Annotated in this window: 22 protein-coding genes and 1 other annotated feature; of the genes, 18 read left to right on the top strand and 4 right to left on the bottom strand. The window is 56.4% G+C overall.

Features of this window, described 5'->3' with window-relative positions; all coding sequences use genetic code 11:
• Positions 1-246 precede the first annotated feature (246 nt).
• Positions 247-1008 carry a DNA-binding transcriptional repressor YgbI gene (gene ygbI / locus WFO64_RS07185; RefSeq protein ID WP_337010244.1) on the top strand — a complete coding sequence of 254 codons (762 nt, stop codon included), beginning with the start codon at positions 247-249 and terminating at the stop codon, positions 1006-1008.
• Positions 1009-1058: 50 nt separating this feature from the next.
• Here ygbI and WFO64_RS07180 read toward each other — a convergent pair whose 3' ends face one another.
• Both WFO64_RS07180 and WFO64_RS07175 read right to left on the bottom strand, forming a co-directional pair.
• Entirely contained in the window at positions 1059-2417 is a 1359-nt protein-coding gene (locus WFO64_RS07180; protein WP_337010242.1) for an APC family permease, read from the bottom strand.
• Between the two features lie 404 nt (positions 2418-2821).
• Positions 2822-4237, bottom strand: coding sequence for a glutamine synthetase family protein (locus tag WFO64_RS07175; RefSeq protein ID WP_442956134.1), 1416 nt, complete (start codon positions 4235-4237; stop codon positions 2822-2824).
• 204 nt (positions 4238-4441) lie between these two features.
• Here WFO64_RS07175 and puuD point away from each other — a divergent pair, with 204 nt between their 5' ends.
• The 3 genes from puuD to WFO64_RS07160 are packed head-to-tail and all read left to right on the top strand — an operon-like array spanning position 4442 to position 7053.
• Entirely contained in the window at positions 4442-5206 is a 765-nt protein-coding gene (gene puuD / locus WFO64_RS07170; RefSeq protein ID WP_337010240.1) for a gamma-glutamyl-gamma-aminobutyrate hydrolase, read from the top strand.
• Positions 5199-5756: an HTH-type transcriptional regulator PuuR gene (gene puuR / locus WFO64_RS07165; protein ID WP_337010238.1), complete on the top strand. Its 558-nt coding sequence runs from the start codon at positions 5199-5201 to the stop codon at positions 5754-5756. Before puuD ends, puuR begins: the two co-directional genes overlap by 8 nt.
• Before the next feature lie 19 nt (positions 5757-5775).
• The gene (locus tag WFO64_RS07160; RefSeq protein ID WP_337010236.1) at positions 5776-7053 is read left to right on the top strand and encodes an NAD(P)/FAD-dependent oxidoreductase; all 1278 of its coding nucleotides are present in this window, start codon (positions 5776-5778) and stop codon (positions 7051-7053) included.
• 157 nt (positions 7054-7210) lie between these two features.
• Here the strand turns inward: WFO64_RS07160 and WFO64_RS07155 are convergent, their stop codons facing one another.
• Positions 7211-8038 (bottom strand): SDR family oxidoreductase, encoded by an 828-nt coding sequence (locus WFO64_RS07155; protein WP_337010234.1) that lies wholly within the window; start codon positions 8036-8038, stop codon positions 7211-7213.
• A gap of 179 nt (positions 8039-8217) precedes the next feature.
• On the opposite strand from WFO64_RS07155, the gene hisL reads away from it, so the two are divergent.
• From hisL to WFO64_RS07085, 14 genes are all read left to right on the top strand, one after another.
• Positions 8218-8265: a his operon leader peptide gene (gene hisL / locus WFO64_RS07150; RefSeq protein ID WP_100396937.1), complete on the top strand. Its 48-nt coding sequence runs from the start codon at positions 8218-8220 to the stop codon at positions 8263-8265.
• Positions 8241-8361 (top strand) — a sequence feature (His leader region). It overlaps the preceding gene by 25 nt.
• 48 nt (positions 8362-8409) lie before the next feature.
• The gene (hisG, locus tag WFO64_RS07145; RefSeq protein WP_004571317.1) at positions 8410-9309 is read left to right on the top strand and encodes an ATP phosphoribosyltransferase; all 900 of its coding nucleotides are present in this window, start codon (positions 8410-8412) and stop codon (positions 9307-9309) included.
• A 3-nt stretch (positions 9310-9312) separates the two neighbouring features.
• Positions 9313-10617 (top strand): histidinol dehydrogenase, encoded by a 1305-nt coding sequence (gene hisD, locus WFO64_RS07140; RefSeq protein ID WP_337010232.1) that lies wholly within the window; start codon positions 9313-9315, stop codon positions 10615-10617.
• Positions 10614-11690, top strand: coding sequence for a histidinol-phosphate transaminase (hisC, locus tag WFO64_RS07135; protein ID WP_337010230.1), 1077 nt, complete (start codon positions 10614-10616; stop codon positions 11688-11690). Before hisD ends, hisC begins: the two co-directional genes overlap by 4 nt.
• On the top strand, positions 11687-12754 hold the full coding sequence (gene hisB / locus WFO64_RS07130) for a bifunctional histidinol-phosphatase/imidazoleglycerol-phosphate dehydratase HisB (protein WP_337010228.1): 1068 nt from the start codon (positions 11687-11689) through the stop codon (positions 12752-12754). The genes hisC and hisB overlap by 4 nt, the downstream gene beginning before the upstream one ends.
• The gene (gene hisH, locus WFO64_RS07125; protein ID WP_008926061.1) at positions 12754-13344 is read left to right on the top strand and encodes an imidazole glycerol phosphate synthase subunit HisH; all 591 of its coding nucleotides are present in this window, start codon (positions 12754-12756) and stop codon (positions 13342-13344) included. The genes hisB and hisH overlap by 1 nt, the downstream gene beginning before the upstream one ends.
• Positions 13344-14081 carry a 1-(5-phosphoribosyl)-5-[(5-phosphoribosylamino)methylideneamino]imidazole-4-carboxamide isomerase gene (gene hisA / locus WFO64_RS07120; protein WP_337010226.1) on the top strand — a complete coding sequence of 246 codons (738 nt, stop codon included), beginning with the start codon at positions 13344-13346 and terminating at the stop codon, positions 14079-14081. The genes hisH and hisA overlap by 1 nt, the downstream gene beginning before the upstream one ends.
• A complete protein-coding gene (hisF, locus tag WFO64_RS07115; RefSeq protein ID WP_337010224.1) occupies positions 14063-14839 on the top strand; it encodes an imidazole glycerol phosphate synthase subunit HisF in 777 nt (258 codons plus the stop codon). The genes hisA and hisF overlap by 19 nt, the downstream gene beginning before the upstream one ends.
• The gene (gene hisIE, locus WFO64_RS07110; protein ID WP_337010221.1) at positions 14833-15444 is read left to right on the top strand and encodes a bifunctional phosphoribosyl-AMP cyclohydrolase/phosphoribosyl-ATP diphosphatase HisIE; all 612 of its coding nucleotides are present in this window, start codon (positions 14833-14835) and stop codon (positions 15442-15444) included. Before hisF ends, hisIE begins: the two co-directional genes overlap by 7 nt.
• Positions 15445-15557: 113 nt before the next feature.
• Positions 15558-16874 (top strand): type II toxin-antitoxin system HipA family toxin, encoded by a 1317-nt coding sequence (locus tag WFO64_RS07105; RefSeq protein WP_337010219.1) that lies wholly within the window; start codon positions 15558-15560, stop codon positions 16872-16874.
• Positions 16871-17203 (top strand): helix-turn-helix domain-containing protein, encoded by a 333-nt coding sequence (locus WFO64_RS07100; protein WP_337010217.1) that lies wholly within the window; start codon positions 16871-16873, stop codon positions 17201-17203. Before WFO64_RS07105 ends, WFO64_RS07100 begins: the two co-directional genes overlap by 4 nt.
• Positions 17190-17666 carry a YbaK/prolyl-tRNA synthetase associated domain-containing protein gene (locus WFO64_RS07095; RefSeq protein WP_337010215.1) on the top strand — a complete coding sequence of 159 codons (477 nt, stop codon included), beginning with the start codon at positions 17190-17192 and terminating at the stop codon, positions 17664-17666. The genes WFO64_RS07100 and WFO64_RS07095 overlap by 14 nt, the downstream gene beginning before the upstream one ends.
• 66 nt (positions 17667-17732) lie before the next feature.
• Positions 17733-18524, top strand: coding sequence for an ABC transporter substrate-binding protein (locus WFO64_RS07090; RefSeq protein ID WP_337010213.1), 792 nt, complete (start codon positions 17733-17735; stop codon positions 18522-18524).
• A 106-nt stretch (positions 18525-18630) separates the two neighbouring features.
• Positions 18631-19929, top strand: a complete 1299-nt coding sequence (locus tag WFO64_RS07085; RefSeq protein ID WP_337010211.1) for a succinylglutamate desuccinylase/aspartoacylase family protein — start codon at positions 18631-18633, stop codon at positions 19927-19929.
• Between the two features lie 34 nt (positions 19930-19963).
• On the opposite strand, the gene gndA is transcribed toward WFO64_RS07085, so the two are convergent.
• Positions 19964-21373, bottom strand: coding sequence for an NADP-dependent phosphogluconate dehydrogenase (gene gndA / locus WFO64_RS07080; RefSeq protein WP_013358445.1), 1410 nt, complete (start codon positions 21371-21373; stop codon positions 19964-19966).
• Positions 21374-21399: the final 26 nt, after the last annotated feature.

Here is a 21399-nt window from a genome sequence, read left to right as displayed (position 1 = left end):
TAAGTGATTATTTGTTTGTTACTGTTAATCCTGCCAGCTTCGTTCCCATAAAAATGTGTTACCCCTCACAAAAAAACATTATCAATGTGAACATGAACAATTTTTAACATTGCCGGATTTACAGCTGCAAGTGCGACGTGGTGCAGATTCCAAGGCCATTGCTGGGTTTTACGCTGCTGTTTTTTGTTCTCGTTAACCGGCAGATACTTTATAATGTGAAAAAATGGTAATCATCAGGGAGCAGATATGATTCCGATTGAACGTCATCAACAGATTCTGGCGCTGGTCGCCGATCGTGGCGTGGTGAGCATTGCAGAACTGACGGAACGGCTGGGTGTGTCACACATGACCATACGCCGCGATGTGCAGAAACTGGAGGAACAAGGTGCCGTGTTGTCGGTTTCCGGTGGCGTGCGCTCTGCCGATCGGCTGGCGGCTGAACCGTCACATATGACGAAAAGCGCCCTCTACAACGATGAAAAGCGCGCAATAGGTCGCACCGCCGCCCGGCACATTCCCCGTAATAGCTGCATCTATCTGGATGCCGGGACCACGATGCTAGCCCTGGCGCGGGAAGTGGTGGATCGTGATGATTTACTGGTGGTGACCAATGATTTTATGGTGGCGAACCTGTTGATGGAAGCCAGTCAGTGCCGGGTGATTCACACGGGCGGCACCGTATGCCGGGAGAACCGCTCCTGCGTCGGAGAGTCGGCGGCACGCAGCCTGCGCAATCTGGCCATTGATATCGCCTTTATTTCCGCCTCCTGCTGGGGGCCACGGGGCTTGTTTACACCGGATGAAGATAAAGTGATGGTGAAGCAGGCGGTGAGCGAAGTGAGCAGCAAACGGGTTTTACTGAGTGACAGTTCGAAATACAACAGGATAGCGACGTTTCTGGCGTTACCGCTGGAGAGGTTTGATCAGGTGGTGACGGACAACAAATTGAGTGATGCGGGGCGGGATCGATTAAGTGCCGGCAACTGGGAACTGGTGCTGGCCGGTTAAGCTGTCGCCGCTTTCCCGATCAAGCCCGGAAGGCGGCAACGTTAGCGTGATTACACTTCTTCGCTGAACTGCGGCACCGGATTACGGAAGCTGCGGGTCACGAATGCCAGGTAGATAATCCCGATGGCGGCCCAGATCAGGCCCAGCACCATAGAACTCTCTTCCAGATTCACCCACAGTGCCCCAACCGTCATCGCGCCGAGCAGCGGCAGCAGCAGATACTGAACGTGATCTTTCAGCGTGCGGTTACGCTTCTCACGGATCCAGAACTGTGCAATCACCGACAGGTTCACGAAGGTAAACGCCACCAGCGCACCGAAGTTAATCAGCGCGGTTGCTGTGACCAGGTCAAAGTTAATCGCCATCAGCGCAATCGCACCCACCAGCAGCACGTTGAGCGACGGGGTACGCCATTTGGGATGGATGTAACCGAAGAAACGCTCCGGGAATACACCATCACGGCCCATCACATACATCAGACGCGATACGCCCGCGTGCGCCGCCATACCGGATGCCAGCACCGTGACCACCGAGAAGATCAGGATGCCGACCTGCAGCGCTTTACCGGCGACAAACAGCATGATCTCAGGCTGTGAGGAGTCCGGGTCCTGGAAGCGGGTAATGTCCGGGAAGTAAAGTTGCAGGAAGTAAGAGGCCGCGATAAAGATCACACCCCCAATCAGCGCCGTCAGGAAAATAGCGCGCGGAATCGTGCGTTCTGCATCTTTAGTCTCTTCCGACAGCGAACTGATGCCATCAAAGCCGAGGAACGAGAAGCAGAGTATCGTCGCACCGGTAATCATCGGCACCACATGCGCATTCTCAGACCAGAACGGACGGCTGCTTACCAGCGTGCCAGAACCCACACCGCTTGCCACACCGTAGATCACCATCGCGGTGATCCCGACCATGACAATCACCTGCAGCACCACAATCACACTGTTGAAATTGGCGACGGTTTTGATGCCCCTGATATTAGAGAGCGTCATAAACCCGACCAGCAACACCACAAAAATCCATGACGGGATTCCTGGCACCAGCGATTCAAAATAGTTTTTTGCCAGCAGGATGTTGATCATCGGCATGAACAGGTAGTCCAGCAGGGATGACCAGCCGACCATAAAGCCGACATGCGGACTGATCGCCTTCTGAGCGTAGGTATAAGCGGAGCCCGCAGAGGGGAAGCGGCGTACCAGCTTACCGTAACTCACGGCAGTGAACAGAATCGCAATCAGCGCGAAAGCATAAGCAGTGGCGACGTGACCATCGGTCAGCCCGGAAACAATGCCGAAAGTATCGAACAGGGTCATAGGCTGCATGTAGGCTAAGCCCATCATGACGACCGGGAGTAACGTAAGCGTTTTTTTGAGTTGCGCACGCTGCGGTGCGGCGGAGGTATTAAGCGACATGCTTCAGTCCCCCCTGTGCGACAACCTGGCTGAGCTGGGTCACAGGGCAACTGCGCATTAAGCGACAGGGAGTACGGTTGGCGGTTGACGCGGCGCCGTAGTCATCACGAAAACGCGTACCAGCGTTGGCTGGCAGAGTGAAAAACATCCCCATCTTTGTCATCCTCAATCTCACGCTTACGCGTGTTTTCAGTGTTTATCTATCCGGGTGCGTGCCCGGCCTCGGTTAATTCAGCAAAAGCGCTCTCATAAAACTGGATGCAAAAAAATAACCGGCGCGTGAAGCGTCGGTTATCGTCTGATTTTGCAGGCCGCGTATTCTGCCCTAACCCGTGGCAGTAATACAAGACATCGGGGCATCTTATGCAAAAAAAAGCGCGGCAGATGAGCGATGAAAAAGTTTGTCAGGCGTTTTTCAGCATCCAGTCTATTTCCGTGGCGGTGATCAGCCGTTCAAACTGCAACAGTTCATGATGCTTACAGCTGTGCCACACGCTGGCAAAACGTTCGCCCAGTAACTTCTGCAGCGGATAGCTGCTGTCAAATTCATACAGGGCATCGCTCTGACGGATCGGCAGTGCAAGCCCCTCTGCATGGTGACCGTTGCCGGTAACAGGATGCGGTAATGGCAACGGGGTATCCAGCCCATGCAGCATCCCGGCCAGGATAGCCGACACCACCAGATAGGGATTGGCATCCGCACCCGCAACCCGATACTCAATTCGATGATTATCGATATCCCCACACGGCACGCGCAGCGCAACGGTCCGATTGTTATGGCCCCACGATGCCTGTAACGGCACGTAGGCGTCCGGGACAAAGCGGCGATAGGCATTCACATTGGGTGCCAGCAGCGCCATCGAGGCGGGCATCAGATCGATCATACCGGCCAGTGCACGTTTCATCAGTGGCGAATCGCTGCCATCATCGCAGGCAAATGCGTTGTGGTCGGCGGCATCCAGCATGCTGATATGCACATGCATCCCGCTGCCCGCGAACTCCTCATACGGCTTCGCCATAAACGTCGCGGTCATACCATGATTTTCCGTCACCTGACGAATCAGTCGCTTAAGTTGCACCGCATGGTCGCAGGCGCGCAGCACGTCACGGGTATGATGCAGGTTGATTTCAAACTGTCCCGGCGACGCTTCAGCCAGCGCACCATCGGCCGGTATGCCCTGCTGATGTGCCAGATCATCAATGTCGCGCAGCACATCGGCGAAGTGGTCGAGGTTGTCTACTGAGTAGACCTGACTCTGCATATTGCGTTCGTCACTGCCAGGCGAACAGGGCGGCTGGATAAAGCCTTCAGCATCACGCTTTTTGTCCACCAGATAGAACTCCAGCTCTACCGCTACCACCGGGAACAGACCTCGGTTACGCAGCTGTTGCCACAGCCGGTTGAGGACATTCCGGGGTTCAACGTCAAAGGGAGTGCCATCTTGGTTGCACATGGTTAACAGCAGCTGCGCAATGTGCTGAGGGTCAGAGGCGGAGGGAACTAAAGTATCGATGACGGGCAGGCAAAGATTATCGGGTTCGCCCAGTGACTGGCCGAGTCCCGCTTCTTCTACTGTGTTGCCGAGGATATCCATGGCAAACACTGAGGCGGGGAAGTAACACCCTTTTTCCAGCTTAGGCAGCGCAGAGACCGGAATGCGCTTGCCGCGGAATACACCATTTAAATCATTTAACAAGATGTCGACATACTGCGTTTCAGGATGGCGCTCCAGCCAGGTTTTCACCGCCAGCTGGAACGCGCTGGTTCGTTTCTCTTCACTGTGAAGCGTGAAGTCTTCTACTTCTACCAGGTTAGTCATGATCTCACCCGCCCCTATTCGGTTTGCGTAATGTTCAAAATAACGGCCACATCACTAACATAGCGCCAACATAAAAAGTGTGCAAATGTAACAAATCCGTTTGAAGAACCCACAGCAGATTGCTAGATTGAAAAAATATTGAACACTTAACCGCCAGACGAGCCCATTCGGTAGATATTTCGAACAGCGTTGCGAGGAGGTGAGATGGGCATTATTTTTGACAAGCCGTTGATTGGCGTAGTGATGTGCCAGAAGGAACTGGGCGGACATCCGACCCAGACGGTTCACAACAAATATATTGATGCGGTGGTGCAGGCGGGTGGTGTGCCGCTGGCCCTGCCCCACAGTCTGACGAATGTGCCTCATCTATTAGAAAACGCTATGGCTGTGCTGGATGGTCTGCTGCTGACCGGCAGTCCCAGCAATATCGAACCCTGGCATTATGGCGAGGCGGGAGAAGAGCTGCACGCCGATCCGGGCCGCGACCGCCTCGCCTTCCAGCTGATTACGTGGGCCACCAGCCACAAAATGCCGATGTTCGGGATCTGCCGTGGTCTGCAGGAGCTGGTGGTGGCGAATGGTGGCGCACTGTGGCGGGAACTCAGCGAACCACCATTTCAGCGTCATCATGAGGATGAGTCGCTGACACTGGCGCAACAGTATGCGTCGGCACATCAGGTCACTCTCGAACCCGACGGCATGCTGGCGACGCTGCTGGATAGCAGCAGCCCGCTGACGGTCAATTCACTCCATCATCAGGGTGTTCGCGAACCCGGCCCACAACTGCGCGTTGAAGCACGCGCGCCGGATGGCCTGATTGAGGCGGTGAGTCTGCGTCATCACCCCTTCGCCCTGGCGGTGCAATGGCATCCCGAGTGGCAGCCGGAACGCACGGCAGGATCGCAGGCACTGTTCAGCGGATTTATTCAGGCCGCTCGTCGTTATCACAGGGGAAAAGAAGATGAGTGATGCCACGCTGGCACCGGGACGACGGCTGGCCCAGATCCGGCAGACGCTGGGGTTGTCGCAACGTCGTGTGGCTGAACTGGCCGGACTGACCCACAGCGCTATCAGCACCATCGAGCAGGATAAGGTCAGCCCGGCGGTCAGTACCCTGCAGAAGCTGCTGAAGGTTTATGGACTGTCGTTGTCGGAGTTCTTCTCGGAACCCAAAACGGATGCCGAGCCGAAGGTCATTGTCCGCGCCAGCGATCTGCTGGAGATTGGCAGCCAGGGTGTTTCACTGAAGCTCATCGACAATGGCCGTGCGCAGCGCATGCTGGGCATGTTGCTGGAAACCTATCAACCTGGCGCCAGCACCGGCGAGAAGCTACGTCATCCGGGCGAAGAGACCGGTACCCTGCTGGAAGGCGAAATTATGCTGGTCATTAACGGTCAGCCCTTTCATCTCTCCGCCGGAGAGAGCTACGTGATTGATACCGGCTTACCGCACAGCTTTACCAACCGTGCTGAAATTCCCTGCCGCATTGTCAGTGCCCATACGCCAGCCAACTTTTAGGCGCATTCCGGAGATTGTTATGAATTATGTGGAGAGTTATTACGCAGCGACCGCCAATCCGCATGCGCCGTGGCCGATGTTACAGGAGAGTATTCAGTGTGATGTCTGCATTATTGGCGGCGGTTTCACCGGCCTCTCCGCGGCGCTGCATCTGACCGAGGTGGGCTACGACGTGGTCGTGCTGGAAGCGGCGCGGGTCGGCTTTGGTGCCAGCGGGCGTAACGGCGGTCAGGTGGTGAACTCCTACAGCCGCGACGTGGATGTGATTGAGCAGCGCTACGGTAAAGAGAGCGCCCGCATGCTGGGCAGCATGATGTTTGAGGGCGCTGAAATCATCCGCGATCGCATTGATCGTTATGCGATTGACTGCGATTACCGGCCTGGCGGCGTTTTTGCGGCCCTGAATGCACGCCAGATGGCGCATCTGCAAAAACAGAAGGCGTTGTGGCAGCAATATGGGAATCATGATCTGGAATTGCTTGACGAACGCGCTATTCGCCGCGAAGTCGCCACCGAACGATACGTTGGCGGGCTGCTGGATCGGCGCGGCGGGCATCTGCATCCACTGAATCTGGCGCTGGGTGAGGCGGAGGCAATCCGGCGACATGGCGGGCGCATCTACGAGCAGTCTGCGGCGACGGATGTGGTTTACGGCACGCCAAGCCGGGTAAAAACCACCCAGGGCGAGGTCAGCGCGACCTTTGTTGTCTTCGCCGGTAACGCCTATCTCGCCCCCCAGCTTGAACCGCGACTGAGCAGGAAAAGCATGCCATGCGGATCGCAGATTGTGGCAACCGAGCCGCTGTCACCCGACCAGGCATTGTCACTGATACCAAACAACTACTGTGTGGAAGACTGCAACTATCTGCTGGATTACTTCCGTCTGACCGCCGACAACCGGCTGCTTTATGGTGGCGGTGTGGTCTATGGCGCACGCGAACCGGCCGATATTGAAGCGTTGATCCGCCCCAAGCTGCGCCGCACTTTCCCGCAGTTACAGAACGTGAAGCTGGACTTCAGCTGGAGCGGCAATTTCCTGCTTACGCTGTCGCGCATGCCGCAGTTTGGCCGGCTGGAGAAGAATGTCTATTTTATGCAGGGCGACAGCGGTCATGGCGTCACCAGTACCCATCTTTCCGGCAAGCTGATTAGCGAAGTATTACGTGGCGATGCCGAGCGGTTTGACGCCTTTGCCCGCCTGCCTCACCTGCCGTTCCCGGGTGGCCGTCGCTTTAAAGTGCCGCTGACGGCGATGGGCGCGGTGTGGTACGCGTTGAGGGATCGGTTGGGGGTGTGAAGCTGAGTGCCAGGCATTACAGTCTGGCCTGCTAAACACCGGTGACTCCGCGGGACACGTAATGTGCGCCATTCAGTATGTTGTAACTATGTAAAAGGCAAAACGCCTGGACATTTCAGCGGGGCCACCCTGCCCCCGCTACCGCACTAGCCGCATATCACTCCAGCGGCATGTTAACCGGATCGTCATAGCGATACTCAAACCCGAGTTCGCTACAGATGCGTGAACCATCAATTAGCTTGCCGCTATCTTGTACGGCCTCTGGCGCGAACTGCGGCGGCTGCAGCCCAAGCTGGCGCGTGACCGCAGGATAAAAAGTGTCACGCGTCGGGTGTTTCGGCGCACAAAGATTGTAGAGCCGCCCCCCTCTCGGCGTTTGCAGCAGCAGCGTAATCGCCTCGACCACATCATCCAGATGCACCAGGTTGACGCCCTGTGAGCCATTAGCCACATCCTGCTTTCCGGCCAGGAAGCGGCCCGGATGGCGCTTTGGCCCGACCAGACCGGCCAGCCGCACAATATCCACGCTGGTTCCCGGCAGATCGTGCAGCCAGTTTTCCAGTTTAACCAGCGTCTTTCCGGCCACCGTTTCTGCGGTCAGCGGGCTGTTTTCCCGCTTAGCGCCGGCGCTGCTGCCATAGACGGAGGTTGAGCTGGTAAAGATGATGCGCGGCACCTTGTAAACCAGCGCGGTATCGACCACATTTTGCACCGCCTGCAGATAGGCTTCACCGCCTTCTGCGGTGCGGCTGGCGGGCAGCGTGACGATCAGCGCATCAACGTTGAATAGCGGCTCGATATCGGCGGCCTCACAGAGCAGTTCCGGCGTCAGTTCCAGCTGGAACGCCTCAATGCCGCAGCGACGTGCGGCTTCAACACCGTCTGGCGTGGTTTTGCTGCCGGTGACCTGCCAGCCTCGCGCCGTTAATGCCGTGGCCAGCGGCATGCCCAGCCAGCCCAGTCCCACAATCGCGACCTTCTTCATTTTGACTCCTGACGTGAAACATCAACCCTGACTTCACCGTAGTTTGCCCCCGGATTGCAAACCAGAACAACCTGTTTCAGCGCTTTCCGAACCGCCCGTTTAAAAAAGTGTTGCCAAGCGCAGCCATCTTCGCTAGGTTAAACCCCACAAATGAATACTCATTCATCGACGAGATTATTATGACACGCGTTCAGTTCAACCATCATCACCACCATCATCCTGACTAGTCTTTCAGGCGATTGGTGCTGGAAGACTTTCAAGATCTTCCAGTGGTGTGAACGCAAGAGAACCCCCGGAAGATCGTCTTCCGGGGGTTTTTTTATGGGCTGATGCAACCACACATTCAGGACAGAATTAAGAGGACAGGAACCATGTTAGACAACACCCGTTTACGCATAGCTATGCAGAAATCTGGCCGTTTAAGTGATGATTCACGCGAACTGCTGGCGCGCTGCGGCGTTAAAATCAACCTTCAGCAACAGCGCCTGATTGCGTTTGCGGAGAACATGCCGATCGACATCCTGCGTGTGCGCGATGACGATATCCCTGGCCTGGTAATGGATGGTGTAGTCGATCTCGGCATTATCGGCGAGAACGTGCTGGAAGAGGAGTTACTGTCGCGCCGTGCTCAGGGTGAAGATCCACGTTACTTTACGCTGCGCCGACTGGACTTCGGCGGCTGCCGTCTGTCGCTGGCGATGGCGACAGATGCCGAGTACACCGGCCCGGAATGCCTGGATAAATCCCGTATCGCCACCTCCTATCCGCACCTGTTAAAACAATACCTCGACAAAAAAGGCGTCAGCTTTAAGACCTGTTTACTGAACGGTTCCGTAGAAGTGGCGACCCGCGCCGGTCTGGCTGACGCCATCTGCGATCTGGTCTCTACCGGTGCTACGCTTGAAGCCAATGGCCTGCGCGAAGTTGAAGTGATCTACCGTTCAAAAGCGGTATTGATTCAGCGTGACGGCGAGATGCCTGCCGCCAAGCAGGAGCTGATCGACAAGATGATGACCCGTATTCAGGGCGTGATTAAAGCGCGTGAATCGAAGTACATCATGCTGCACGCGCCAAGCGAGCGTCTGGAAGAAGTGATCAGCCTCCTGCCTGGCGCAGAGCGCCCGACCGTGCTGCCGCTGGCAGGCGATGTCAGCCGCGTGGCGATGCACATGGTCAGCAGCGAAACCCTGTTCTGGGAAACCATGGAAAAACTGAAAGCGCTGGGCGCCAGTTCGATTCTGGTGCTGCCTATTGAGAAGATGATGGAGTAAGCCATGGCCTTTTCTACCCCGATTGAGTGGCAGCAGTGCACCCCCGAACAGCAGCAGGCGCTGCTGTTGCGCCCTGCTATTGCCGCCTCTGAAAACGTCACCCTGACGGTGCGCGATGTGCTGGAGCAGGTAAAGCTGAACGGTGATGACGCCCTGCGCGCGTTCAGCGCCCGCTTCGACAACGCGCAGGTGGACAATCTGCGCGTGACGCCGCAGCAAATCGCAGAAGCCAGCTTACGTCTGAGTGACGAGCTGAAGCAGGCGATGGCTGTCGCGGTGGGCAATATCGAAACCTTCCACAACGCGCAGATTCTGCCGCCAGTGGATGTGGAAACCCAGCCAGGCGTGCGCTGTCAGCAGATCACCCGCCCGGTGAAATCGGTCGGACTCTATATTCCCGGTGGTTCCGCCCCGCTTTTTTCTACCGTGTTGATGCTGGCGACACCTGCCCGTATCGCGGGCTGTGGCCGCGTGGTGCTCTGTTCGCCGCCGCCGATTGCCGATGAGATCCTCTATGCCGCCCAGCTGTGCGGCGTAGAAGAGGTATTCCAGGTGGGTGGCGCGCAGGCCATCGCCGCGCTGGCCTTTGGCACTGAAACCGTGCCGCGCGTGGACAAGATTTTTGGCCCGGGCAACGCCTGGGTGACCGAAGCAAAACGTCAGGTAAGTCAGCGACTCGATGGCGCGGCGATTGATATGCCCGCCGGTCCTTCTGAAGTGCTGGTGATTGCGGATGAAGGTGCCACGCCCGCGTTTGTCGCGTCTGATCTGCTCTCACAGGCCGAGCACGGTCCCGACTCACAGGTGATTCTGCTGACGCCTTCATTGACGCTGGCCGAGGCCGTCGCGGTCGCGGTCGAAGAGCAGCTGGCGCAATTACCGCGAGCGGCCACGGCGCGTCAGGCGCTGGAGAGCAGCCGCCTGATCGTGGCGCGCGACCTTGAGCAGTGTGTTGAGATTTCGAATCTCTACGGCCCGGAGCACCTGATTCTGCAGACCCGTCAGCCGCGCGATCTGGTGGAGTCGATCACCAGCGCCGGTTCAGTATTTTTAGGCGACTGGTCGCCGGAGTCCGCGGGCGATTACGCCTCGGGTACCAATCACGTGTTGCCGACCTACGGTTATACCTCGACCTGTTCCAGCCTGGGCCTGGCCGATTTCCAGAAACGCATGACGGTGCAGGAACTGACGCCGCAGGGCTTCCTGAGTCTGGCCGCCACCATTGAAACCCTTGCCGCCGCCGAGCAGCTGGATGCCCACAAGAATGCCGTCACCCTGCGCGTTGCCGCACTGAAGGAGCAAGCATGAGTCAGGATATTGAGCAACTGGCGCGCGCCAATGTACGCGCCCTGACGCCCTATATGTCGGCGCGTCGTCTGGGGGGGAACGGAGATGTCTGGCTCAATGCCAACGAATTCCCGCTGCCGGTGCCGTTTGAGCTGTCGCAGCAGACGCTGAACCGCTATCCGGAGTGTCAGCCCAAAGTGGTGATTGAGCGGTACGCGGCTTATGCGGGCTTAACGCCGGAGCAGGTGCTGGTGAGCCGTGGCGCGGATGAGGCTATCGAACTGATCATGCGTGCCTTCTGTGAGCCAGGCCAGGATGCCATTCTGTTCTGTCCGCCGACCTATGGCATGTACAGCGTCAGCGCCGAAACCATTGGCATTGAATACCGCACCGTCCCGGCGCTCAGCGACTGGCAGCTGAACCTGCCCGCTATCGCGGAACAGCTGGATGGTGTCAAAGTCGTTTATCTTTGCAGCCCGAACAACCCGACCGGCAATCTGATTAATCAGGATGACATCCGTCAGCTGCTGACGATGACCGCCGGTAAAGCGCTGGTAGTCGCAGATGAAGCCTATATTGAGTTCTGCCCGCAGGCGACGTTAACCGGCTGGCTGAAGGATTATCCGCAACTGGTCATCCTGCGCACCCTCTCTAAAGCCTTTGCGCTGGCGGGCCTGCGCTGCGGCTTTGCGCTGGCGAATAAGCCGGTCATCGACCTGCTGATGAAGGTGATTGCGCCCTACCCGCTGGCGACACCGGTGGCCGATGTCGCCGGTCAGGCGCTGAGCGAACAAGGGATTGCCCTGATGCGCGAACATGTGGCACAGCTGAATGAGAACCGTAGCTGGCTGCAGGCTGAACTGGCTCAGCTGGCCTGCGTTGAACAGGTGTTCCCCAGCGAAACCAACTATGTGCTGGCCCGCTTTACTGATTCACCAAAAGTCTTCAAAACCTTATGGGATCAGGGCATTATCCTGCGTGATCAGAACAAAAATCCGGGCCTGTCGGGATGCCTGCGCATCTCCATCGGCACGCGTGAAGAGTGCGAACGAGTGATCGCCGCGCTGCAAGCCTTTTCTGTGGAGCAAGCATGAGCCAGAAGACCCTTTTTATTGACCGCGACGGGACGTTAATCTCTGAGCCGCCTGAAGATTATCAGGTGGACCGCATGGATAAGCTGGCGTTTGAGCCAGACGTTATCCCGGCGCTGCTGGCGCTGCAGGCCGCTGGTTATCGCCTGGTGATGATCACCAACCAGGATGGTCTCGGCACCGCCAGTTTCCCGCAGGCGGATTTCGATGGTCCTCACAATCTGATGATGCAGGTTCTGACCTCGCAGGGCATTGCGTTTGACGATGTGCTGATCTGCCCGCACATGCCGGACGATCACTGCGACTGCCGCAAGCCGAAAACCCGAATGGTGGAAGCCTGGCTGGCAGAGGGCGCGCTGGATACCGCTAACAGCTACGTGATTGGCGATCGCCTGACCGATGTGCAACTGGCAGAGAACATGGGCATTCAGCCGATCCGCTACGGCGCTGACGGCGAGAACTGGCAGACCATACAGCAGCGTCTGACTCAGCGTGACCGCCATGCGCTGGTGCAGCGTAATACCAAAGAGACACAGGTTCGGGTCGAACTGTGGCTGGACCGCGAGGGCGGCAGCAAGATTAATACCGGCGTGGGTTTCTTCGACCATATGCTGGACCAGATTGCAGTGCACGGCGGCTTCCGCATGCACATTGAAGTGAAAGGCGATCTCTATATTGACGATCACCACACGGTGGAAGATACGGGCCTGGCACTGGGCGAAGCATTGCTGAAAGCGCTGGGCGACAAACGCGGCATTGGCCGTTTTGGCTTTGTGCTGCCAATGGACGAATGCCTGGCGCGCTGCGCGCTGGATATCTCCGGCCGTCCGCACATCGAGTTCAAAGCAGAGTTCAACTATCAGCGCGTGGGCGACCTCAGCACTGAGATGGTCGAGCACTTCTTCAGGTCGCTCTCCTACGCCATGATGAGCACCCTGCATCTCAAAACCAAAGGCAAGAATGATCATCACCGCGTCGAGAGCCTGTTTAAAGCCTTTGGTCGAACGCTACGTCAGGCGATCCGCGTTGAGGGCAATACGCTGCCTAGCTCGAAGGGAGTGTTGTGATGAACGTGGTGATCATGGATACCGGTTGCGCCAACCTGTCGTCGGTAAAATGGGCGATTGAACGTCTGGGCTATACCCCGGAAGTGAGCCGCGATCCCGATGTGGTGCTGCGCGCCGACAAACTGTTTCTGCCCGGCGTAGGCACCGCGCAGGCGGCAATGAACCAGCTGGAAGAGCGTGACCTGATCGATCTGGTGAAAGCCTGTACCCAGCCGGTGCTGGGAATCTGCCTGGGTATGCAGTTACTGGGTCGCGGCAGCGATGAAAACGGTGGCGTGCCGACGCTGGGCATTATCGATGAACCGGTGTCGTTAATGGACACGCACGGCCTGCCGCTGCCGCACATGGGCTGGAACCAGATTACCGCGCAGGCGGGCAATCATCTGTTCCGTGGCATCGACGAAGGCTGCTATTTCTACTTCGTCCACAGTTATGCCATGCCGGTCAACGCCAGCACCATCGCACAGTGTCACTACGGTGAAGCTTTCACCGCCGCGGTGCAGAAAGATAACTTCTTTGGCGTCCAGTTCCACCCGGAACGCTCGGGCAAAGCGGGCGCGCAGCTGCTGAAAAACTTCCTGGAGATGTAATGATTATCCCCGCGTTAGATTTAATTGACGGCAAAGTGGTTCGTCTGCATCAGGGCGATTATGGCCAGCAGCGTGATTACGGCAGCGATCCGCTGCCGCGTCTGCAGGATTACGTTCGCCAGGGCGCGACCGTGCTGCACCTGGTGGATTTAACCGGCGCGAAAGATCCGGCGAAACGCCAGATCGCGCTGCTGAAAACCCTGCTGGACGGCGTTGATGTGACGGTACAGGTCGGTGGCGGCATTCGCAGCCGTGATGATGTCCATGCGCTGCTTGAAGCCGGCGCGAGTCGTGTGGTGGTCGGTTCCACCGCGGTGAAACAGCCTGAAGAGGTCAAACGGTGGTTTGCGGAGTTTGGCGCAGAGGCAATTGTGCTCGCGTTAGATGTACGCATTGATGCCAGTAACCGCAAAGAAGTGGCAATCAGTGGCTGGCAGGAAGCGGCGGGCGTCACGCTGGAAGAGGTGATTACCGATTTTCAGCAGGTGGGCCTGAAACACGTGCTCTGTACCGACATTTCCCGCGACGGCACCCTGAGCGGTTCCAACGTCGCGCTCTATCAGGAAGTGACCGCGCGCTTTCCGGCGATTGCCTTCCAGTCCTCGGGTGGCATCGGCGACCTGAATGATATCGCCGCCCTGCGCGGCAGCGGCGTTCAGGGCGTGATTGTCGGACGTGCGCTGCTGGAGGATAAATTCACTGTTTCGGAGGCGATCTCATGCTGGCAAAACGGATAATTCCCTGCCTGGACGTACGTGACGGCCAGGTGGTCAAAGGCGTACAGTTTCGCAATCACGAGATCATCGGCGACATCGTGCCGCTGGCGCAGCGCTACGCTGCCGAAGGTGCGGACGAGCTGGTGTTTTATGACATCACCGCCTCATCCGATGGCCGGGTCGTCGACAAAAGCTGGGTGTCGCGCGTCGCGGAAGTGATCGATATTCCGTTTTGCGTCGCAGGCGGCATCAAAACCCCGGAGGATGCGGCGCGTATTCTGGAGTTTGGTGCAGATAAGATTTCGATTAACTCACCGGCGCTGGCCGATCCCTCACTTATCACCCGCCTTGCCGACCGGTTTGGCGTGCAATGTATTGTGGTTGGCATCGATACCTGGTTTGATGAAGCCAGCGGTAAATATCAGGTGAATCAGTATACCGGCGACGAAGCGCGCACCCGCGTGACACAGTGGGAAACGCTGGAGTGGGTGCAGGAAGTGCAGAAGCTGGGCGCAGGCGAGATCGTGCTGAACATGATGAATCAGGATGGCGTGCGTAACGGCTATGACCTGGTGCAGCTGAAAAAAATGCGTGAAGTCTGCAAGGTGCCCCTGATCGCCTCTGGCGGCGCAGGCACGATGCAGCACTTCCTGGAAGCATTTACTGAAGCTAACGTGGATGGTGCTTTAGCCGCCTCGGTATTCCATAAGCAGATTATTAATATTGGTGAGCTGAAGAGCTTTCTGATCGACAACGGAGTGGAGATTCGCGCGTGCTAACTGAACAACAACAGGCCCGGCTCGACTGGGACAAAACAGAGGGCATGATGCCGGTGATTGTTCAGCACAACGTCTCAGGCGAAGTGCTGATGCATGGCTACATGAACCCGGCGGCGCTGGAAAAAACCCTGGCAGAAGGCAATGTCACCTTTTTCTCCCGCACCAAAAACCGGTTGTGGACCAAAGGCGAGACTTCCGGCAACTTTTTGCAGGTCGTCAGCATTACGCCTGACTGCGACAACGATACGCTACTGGTGCTGGCTAACCCGATTGGCCCGACCTGCCATCTGGGCACCACCAGCTGCTTCTCGCCGGCCGTACCTGAGTGGACCTTCCTCTATCAGCTGGAAGAGCTGCTGGCGTCGCGTAAAACGGCCGACCCTGACAGCTCTTACACGGCACGACTCTACGCCAGCGGCACCAAGCGCATCGCGCAGAAAGTGGGCGAAGAAGGCGTTGAGACCGCGCTGGCGGCCACCGTCAACGATCGGGATGAACTGACTAATGAAGCCTCCGACCTGGTCTATCACCTGATGGTGCTGTTGCAGGATCAGGATCTCGACTTCAGCGCCGTGATCAATAACCTGCGCACCCGCCATAAGTAATTGTGCAATAACCTGCTCAGAATTTCTTTTTTATGCGAATTCTGAGCAGAATCCTTCTCAAAAATCAAATTAAACGCTATTGTTGAGCATAATATTGCTCAACAGGTGTTGCCATGCTCACACTCCAGCTATTTATTAAAGGCTGCTGGTATGATGCCGCTCAACTCAATATTCAGCATCCCCTCCAGGGGCGTGAAAGCGCCGCCTTACTTGCCTACGACTTTGACTACGCTGTTGATTATCTTGATCGTAGTGATTACGCCAGCTGCAGTCTGAATTATCCGGTCATGCTTATTGGCAGTTATGCCGCACGTCCGTGGTTTACGTTCCTTGATGACATCATACCTGCCGGTGCCAGCCGACGTTACTGGGTTCAGCAACTGGGGTTGCAGGGAAAATCTGCGGCTGAACAGGACTACTGGCTGTTGAAATCCGGCACGATAGCACCCGTGGGAAATCTGCGTATTAAAGAGTCAGTACCCGCATTGCCCGCTCAGAGTCAGCTGCGCGATCGTCGCTTCCCCTCTGAATGGGTCATCGAACGTGACAGTGATTTTCTGGCGTACGCACAGCAAATGGGTGCAGCCAGCGGCGGAGCGACCGGGGCTGGCGGTGAGGCACCTAAACTCTTATTGCGCTGTACGCCGCAGGATGAGGTCTGGATAGATACCTGGCAGGACGATTTACACAATCAGGATGCCCATTATCTGGTCAAGTATCCGCGCGGAACACGCAGTGCAATCGACTGCGACATACTTCGCGCCGAATACCACTACTATCATGAACTGGAGGCAATGGGTTTCGACACAATTCCTTGTGAGCACATGACGTTGCGCGAAGGTAGCCGCTATCCTTCCTTATGGTTGCCTCGCTTTGATGTGGCTTATATCGAAGGCCAGAAAGTGCTGTACGGCCTGGAGTCTTTCTATTCGATACTCCAAAAGCCGCCAGGCAGTTACCTTAATCATTTCGAGGTGATCCGCACTCTGCTCAAACGACTTAATCCTGAAAGGGCTGTGCAGGAGGAATTTATCATTGAGTGGGTAAAACGCGACATGCTGAATATTGCGTTTGGCAATTCTGATAATCATGGCCGTAACAGCGCAATCCTGAAACAGAACACCGGTATGTGGCTGGCACCCATCTATGATTTTGCCCCGATGAAAGCCGATCCCGAAGGCGTGGTACGAACGACGCAATGGGGATCACCGTTTGAAGAGGGGGGACATTATCAATGGCAGCTGATTGCTGAGGCTTTAGATGATCTGATCCCATCTGACAGATTACTGGCCGAACTGGCCGCGCTGGCCCGCCAGCTAACCGGACTCAGAGAGCGCCTGCTACAGCGAGGCGTTCCGGCATCCATTCTGACTATGCCAGCGATGGGATTCGATTATCTGGATCAGCGTATTGAAGGCTGGCAACTATGAAAAAAACGCTGTCACCTTTTGAACGCGAAGCGATGCTGCTCGACCTTCTTCAGCAGTTTGTGGAAGAAAAATTGTCACAGGGTGAGTTCCTGATGCAGCTTCGCAAAAACGTGCTGGGATTCTCTCAGGAACGTTATGCCGCGCTGGCAGGGATTAGCCGAAGGACACTGTCAGATATTGAGCAGGACAGGGAGAATACCACGCTGAGTACCCTTAACCGGGCGCTTAAGCCGCTGGGTCTGAAAACCGGCATCTTGCCGCGTCAACCCCATATGCTGCAAACACTGATGCGGCAACTCACCACAGGAGAGAACCGTGACCACTCATGAGAAATTGATCGCCCTGCTCGACCAGCACCCGGCACGTTATCGCCTGATGGCGCATGAGGCGACCGGTAAATGCGACGCGGTCGCGGCGATACGCGGCACCGAAATCGGCCAGGGCGCGAAAGCGCTGGTCTGTCATGTCAAAGGCAACGGCATTAAACAACATGTGCTGGCGGTATTACCGGCCGATCGGCAGGCCGATCTGGAGAAAGTCGCGGCCGCAGTCGGCGGACGCCGTGCCTCACTCGCCAGCCCGGCGGAAACCGATCGGCTCACCGGCTGCGTATTCGGGGCGATTCCGCCGTTCAGCTTTCATCCCGACCTCCGACTGGTGGTGGACCCCGCGCTGTTTGAACGTTATCCCGAGATCGCGTTTAACGCCGGTTTACTGGAACGCTCAGTGGTCCTGAACACCGAAGATTATCGCGCGCTATGCAAGGCTGACGTGATGGAGATAACGCAGTAATTGCCATCCCGGCAGCCCGGCGATACTCTGCATAATCACTCATCACGACAGAATAAGAGCAAAATCATGAACATTTTCACTCAACGCCTGCGCCAGACGCTGGCTGTGGCGGTTATGGCGGGCTGTGCGTTTGGCGCTCAGGCGAAAATCGAACAGGTACGTTTTGCGGTCGATCCGACCTATCCACCGTTTGAATCGAAAACCCCGCAGGGCAAGCTGGTCGGCTTTGATATCGATCTGGGCAATGCGCTCTGCACGCAAATGCAGGCGAAATGCGTCTGGGTTGAAAGCCAGTTTGACGGCATGATCCCGGCGCTGAAAGCGCGTAAGTTTGATGCCATTCTGTCTGACATGGGCATTACCGAAGAGCGCCTGAAGCAGATCGATTTCACCGTTCCGCTCTATGACACCCACACCCAGCTGATTGCCCGTAAAGGCGCTGGCGTCTTGCCCACAGTGGCATCCCTGAAAGGAAAAACAGTCGGCGTGGAACAGGGAACGGTACAGGAGCGTTATGCGCTGGCGAAATGGCAGCCACATGGGGTAACCGTGGTGCCTTATGGCGATCAGGCACAGGTTGAAAGCGATCTGGTTTCAGGCCGACTGGATGCGGTATTCACCGATGCAGCACAGGCGGCTATTGGGTTCCTGAAGCATCCACAGGGCAAAGATTTTGAACTGGCTGGCCCGATTATACAGGATCCGATCATCGGCCCCGGCACGGCGATTGGGCTGCGTAAAGGCGATACCGAGCTGAAAACCGCACTGGATAACGCCTTTGCCGAAATCAAAAAGAATGGCACCTTTGACCGGATTCAGAAGCGCTACTTCGCCACCGATATCTCTATCCAGCCTTAACCTCGCGGTCGCCCTTTTTCATCCTCACCGCGATCCGGCACTATACTCTAACTATTTCGGGACGGCGCGCTGTCGTCCTTTGCCGATTAAAGGACATTAACACGGTATGCATCAACAACATCATCCACTGTTAAGCGCCTCTTTAGGCACGCAGCGTGAAATTATCAGTTTTCATTTCGCTGAGGACAACGAGCGTCAGGTTTATATCCAGGCTGCACTGCATGGCGACGAACTGCCCGGTATGGCAGTGGCGTGGTTTTTAAAACAGCGACTGCAGGCGCTGGAGTCAGCCGGACAGCTTAAAGCCGCGTTTACACTGGTTCCGGTGTCCAATCCCCTGGCGCTGGGACAGCACTGGCATGGCAGCCATCTGGGCCGTTTCCATACGCTCTCCGGCCAGGACTTTAACCGCCATTTTCCGTCGCTCGGCACCACTCTGGCGGCCGGACTGGCTGAGAGTCTCACTCAGAGTGAAACACAGAATAAGAGCCTCATCCGTGAGGCGATTGATCGTCATTACCGCGATACCGTGCCAAAAACCGAACTGGATGCGCAGCGTTATACGCTGATGCGGATGGCCAGTCAGGCGGATTTGATGATTGACCTGCACTGTGACTGGGAAGCTGTGCCGCATCTCTATACCACGCCCCATGCCTGGCCAGACATTGAGCCACTGGCGCGCTGGTTAGGCAGTGAAGTGCAGCTGCTGGCGCAGATCTCTGGCGGTGAACCGTTTGATGAAGCCTGTTGCGAGCCCTGGCGGACGCTGGCAGAACGGTTTAGCAAAGATTACCCGATGCCACGTGGATTATTGCCGGTAACGCTGGAGTTGCGTGGCATGCGTGATGTTTCGCCTGAACAGGCGGAGAAAGATGCAGAGGCGATTATTTCAGCGTTGCAGGAAGGCGGTTATATCGGCTACAGCGAACCTGCGATTTCCGTGGAAGTGGCTGCGCCCGTGATCGGTGGCGACGAACTGGTTCCGGCGAACGGTGGCGGTGACGATATCGTGGCGATCAATGACGGGCCGATTGGCTTAACCGTGCCTGACGTTGCTGAGGTACCGGGAGAGACAGGGGTGATCAAAGAGCGTCATAGTGAGGGATCAGCACTTTCCTCCCCTGCCCTGAAAAATCCCCCTACGCCGTTAGCGGGCTGTGAATACATTTATTCGCCGGTGTCAGGTCTGATTCTGCATCGTAAACCGATGGGCGCACAGATTCGTCCGGGAGAAGTGGTGGCTGAGATTATTGATCCAATTACGGACCACATCACCCCACTGGTGGCGGAGTATGGCGGTATTCTCTATGCGAGACACTGGGTAAGGTTTGCGACGGCAGGCATGCTGGTTGTGCGGCTGGCGGGAGAGCGGGAGATTCGGAGCGGGGATTTGCTGGTAGGGTAAAAAAAGGGCTTCCCGAGGGAAGCCCTTTTAGTGATTAATCTAACCACTCGGTGTGGAACACACCGTCTTTATCAATACGCTTATAGGTATGCGCACCGAAGTAGTCACGCTGCGCCTGAATCAGGTTGGCAGGCAGCACTTCTGAACGGTAGCTGTCGTAATAAGCGATCGCCGCAGAGAAGGTTGGCGTTGGGATACCGTTCTGAATTGCGTAAGAAACGACATCACGCAGCGCCTGCTGATACTGATCCGCGATATCTTTGAAGTACGGAGCCAGCAACAGGTTAGCGATGCCTGCATCGGCTTCATAAGCATCGGTGATCTTCTGCAGGAACTGGGCACGGATGATGCAGCCAGCGCGGAAGATCTTCGCGATTTCACCGTAGTGCAGATCCCAGTTGTTCTCTTCTGACGCTGCACGCAGCTGTGAGAAGCCCTGCGCATAAGAGACTATTTTACCCAGGTACAGCGCGCGACGGACTTTCTCGATGAACTCTGCTTTATCACCAGTGAAAGCTTTAGCCTGTGGGCCGCTCAGTACTTTAGAGGCCGCAACACGCTGGGTTTTCAGTGAGGAGAGGTAACGGGCGAAGACAGACTCAGTGATCAGTGACAGAGGTTCACCCAGATCCAGTGAGCTCTGGCTGGTCCATTTACCGGTGCCTTTGTTAGCCGCTTCATCCAGAATCACATCAACCAGATATTTACCTTCTTCATCTTTCTTGGTGAAGATATCTTTGGTGATGTCGATCAGGTAGCTGCTCAGCTCGCCGTTGTTCCAGTCGGTGAAAGTTTCAGCCAGCTCTTCATTGTTAAGACCCAGCGCACCTTTCAGCAGTGCGTAAGCTTCAGCAATCAGCTGCATGTCGCCATATTCGATGCCGTTGTGAACCATCTTCACATAGTGACCCGCGCCATTTGGACCGATGTAAGCCACACAGGCTTCGCCATCTTCGGCACGTGCTGCAATCTTATCCAGGATTGGCGCAACCAGCTCATACGCTTCTTTCTGGCCACCAGGCATGATCGATGGGCCTTTCAGTGCGCCCTCTTCACCACCGGAAACACCGGTACCGATGAAGTTGAAGCCCTGATCAGAAAGTTCTTTGTTACGACGGATGGTGTCTTTGTAGAAGGTGTTACCGCCATCGATCAGGATGTCGCCTTTATCCAGGTGTGGAGTCAGCGAGGCGATAGTCTTGTCAGTCGCTTCACCCGCCTGAACCATCAGCAGGATACGACGAGGTTTTTCCAGCGATTCGACAAACTCTTCAACGGTGTAAAAAGGAGCAAGTTTCTTGCCCTGGTTCTCGGCGATGACTTCATCAGTCTTTTCGCGTGAACGGTTGAAGATTGAAACAGTGTAACCGCGGCTCTCAATGTTAAGAGCCAGGTTGCGGCCCATCACTGCCATACCTACAACGCCGATCTGTTGCTTGGACATCTTTGACTCCTGTTATATAAAACGTA

Origin of the sequence: Pantoea sp. AS142 (assembly GCF_037152305.1) — a bacterium.
In the GTDB taxonomy this organism is placed as follows: Bacteria; Pseudomonadota; Gammaproteobacteria; order Enterobacterales; family Enterobacteriaceae; genus Pantoea.
The sequence above is the reverse complement of the archived record's forward strand: the minus strand, read 5'-3'. Positions and strand labels throughout refer to the sequence as shown.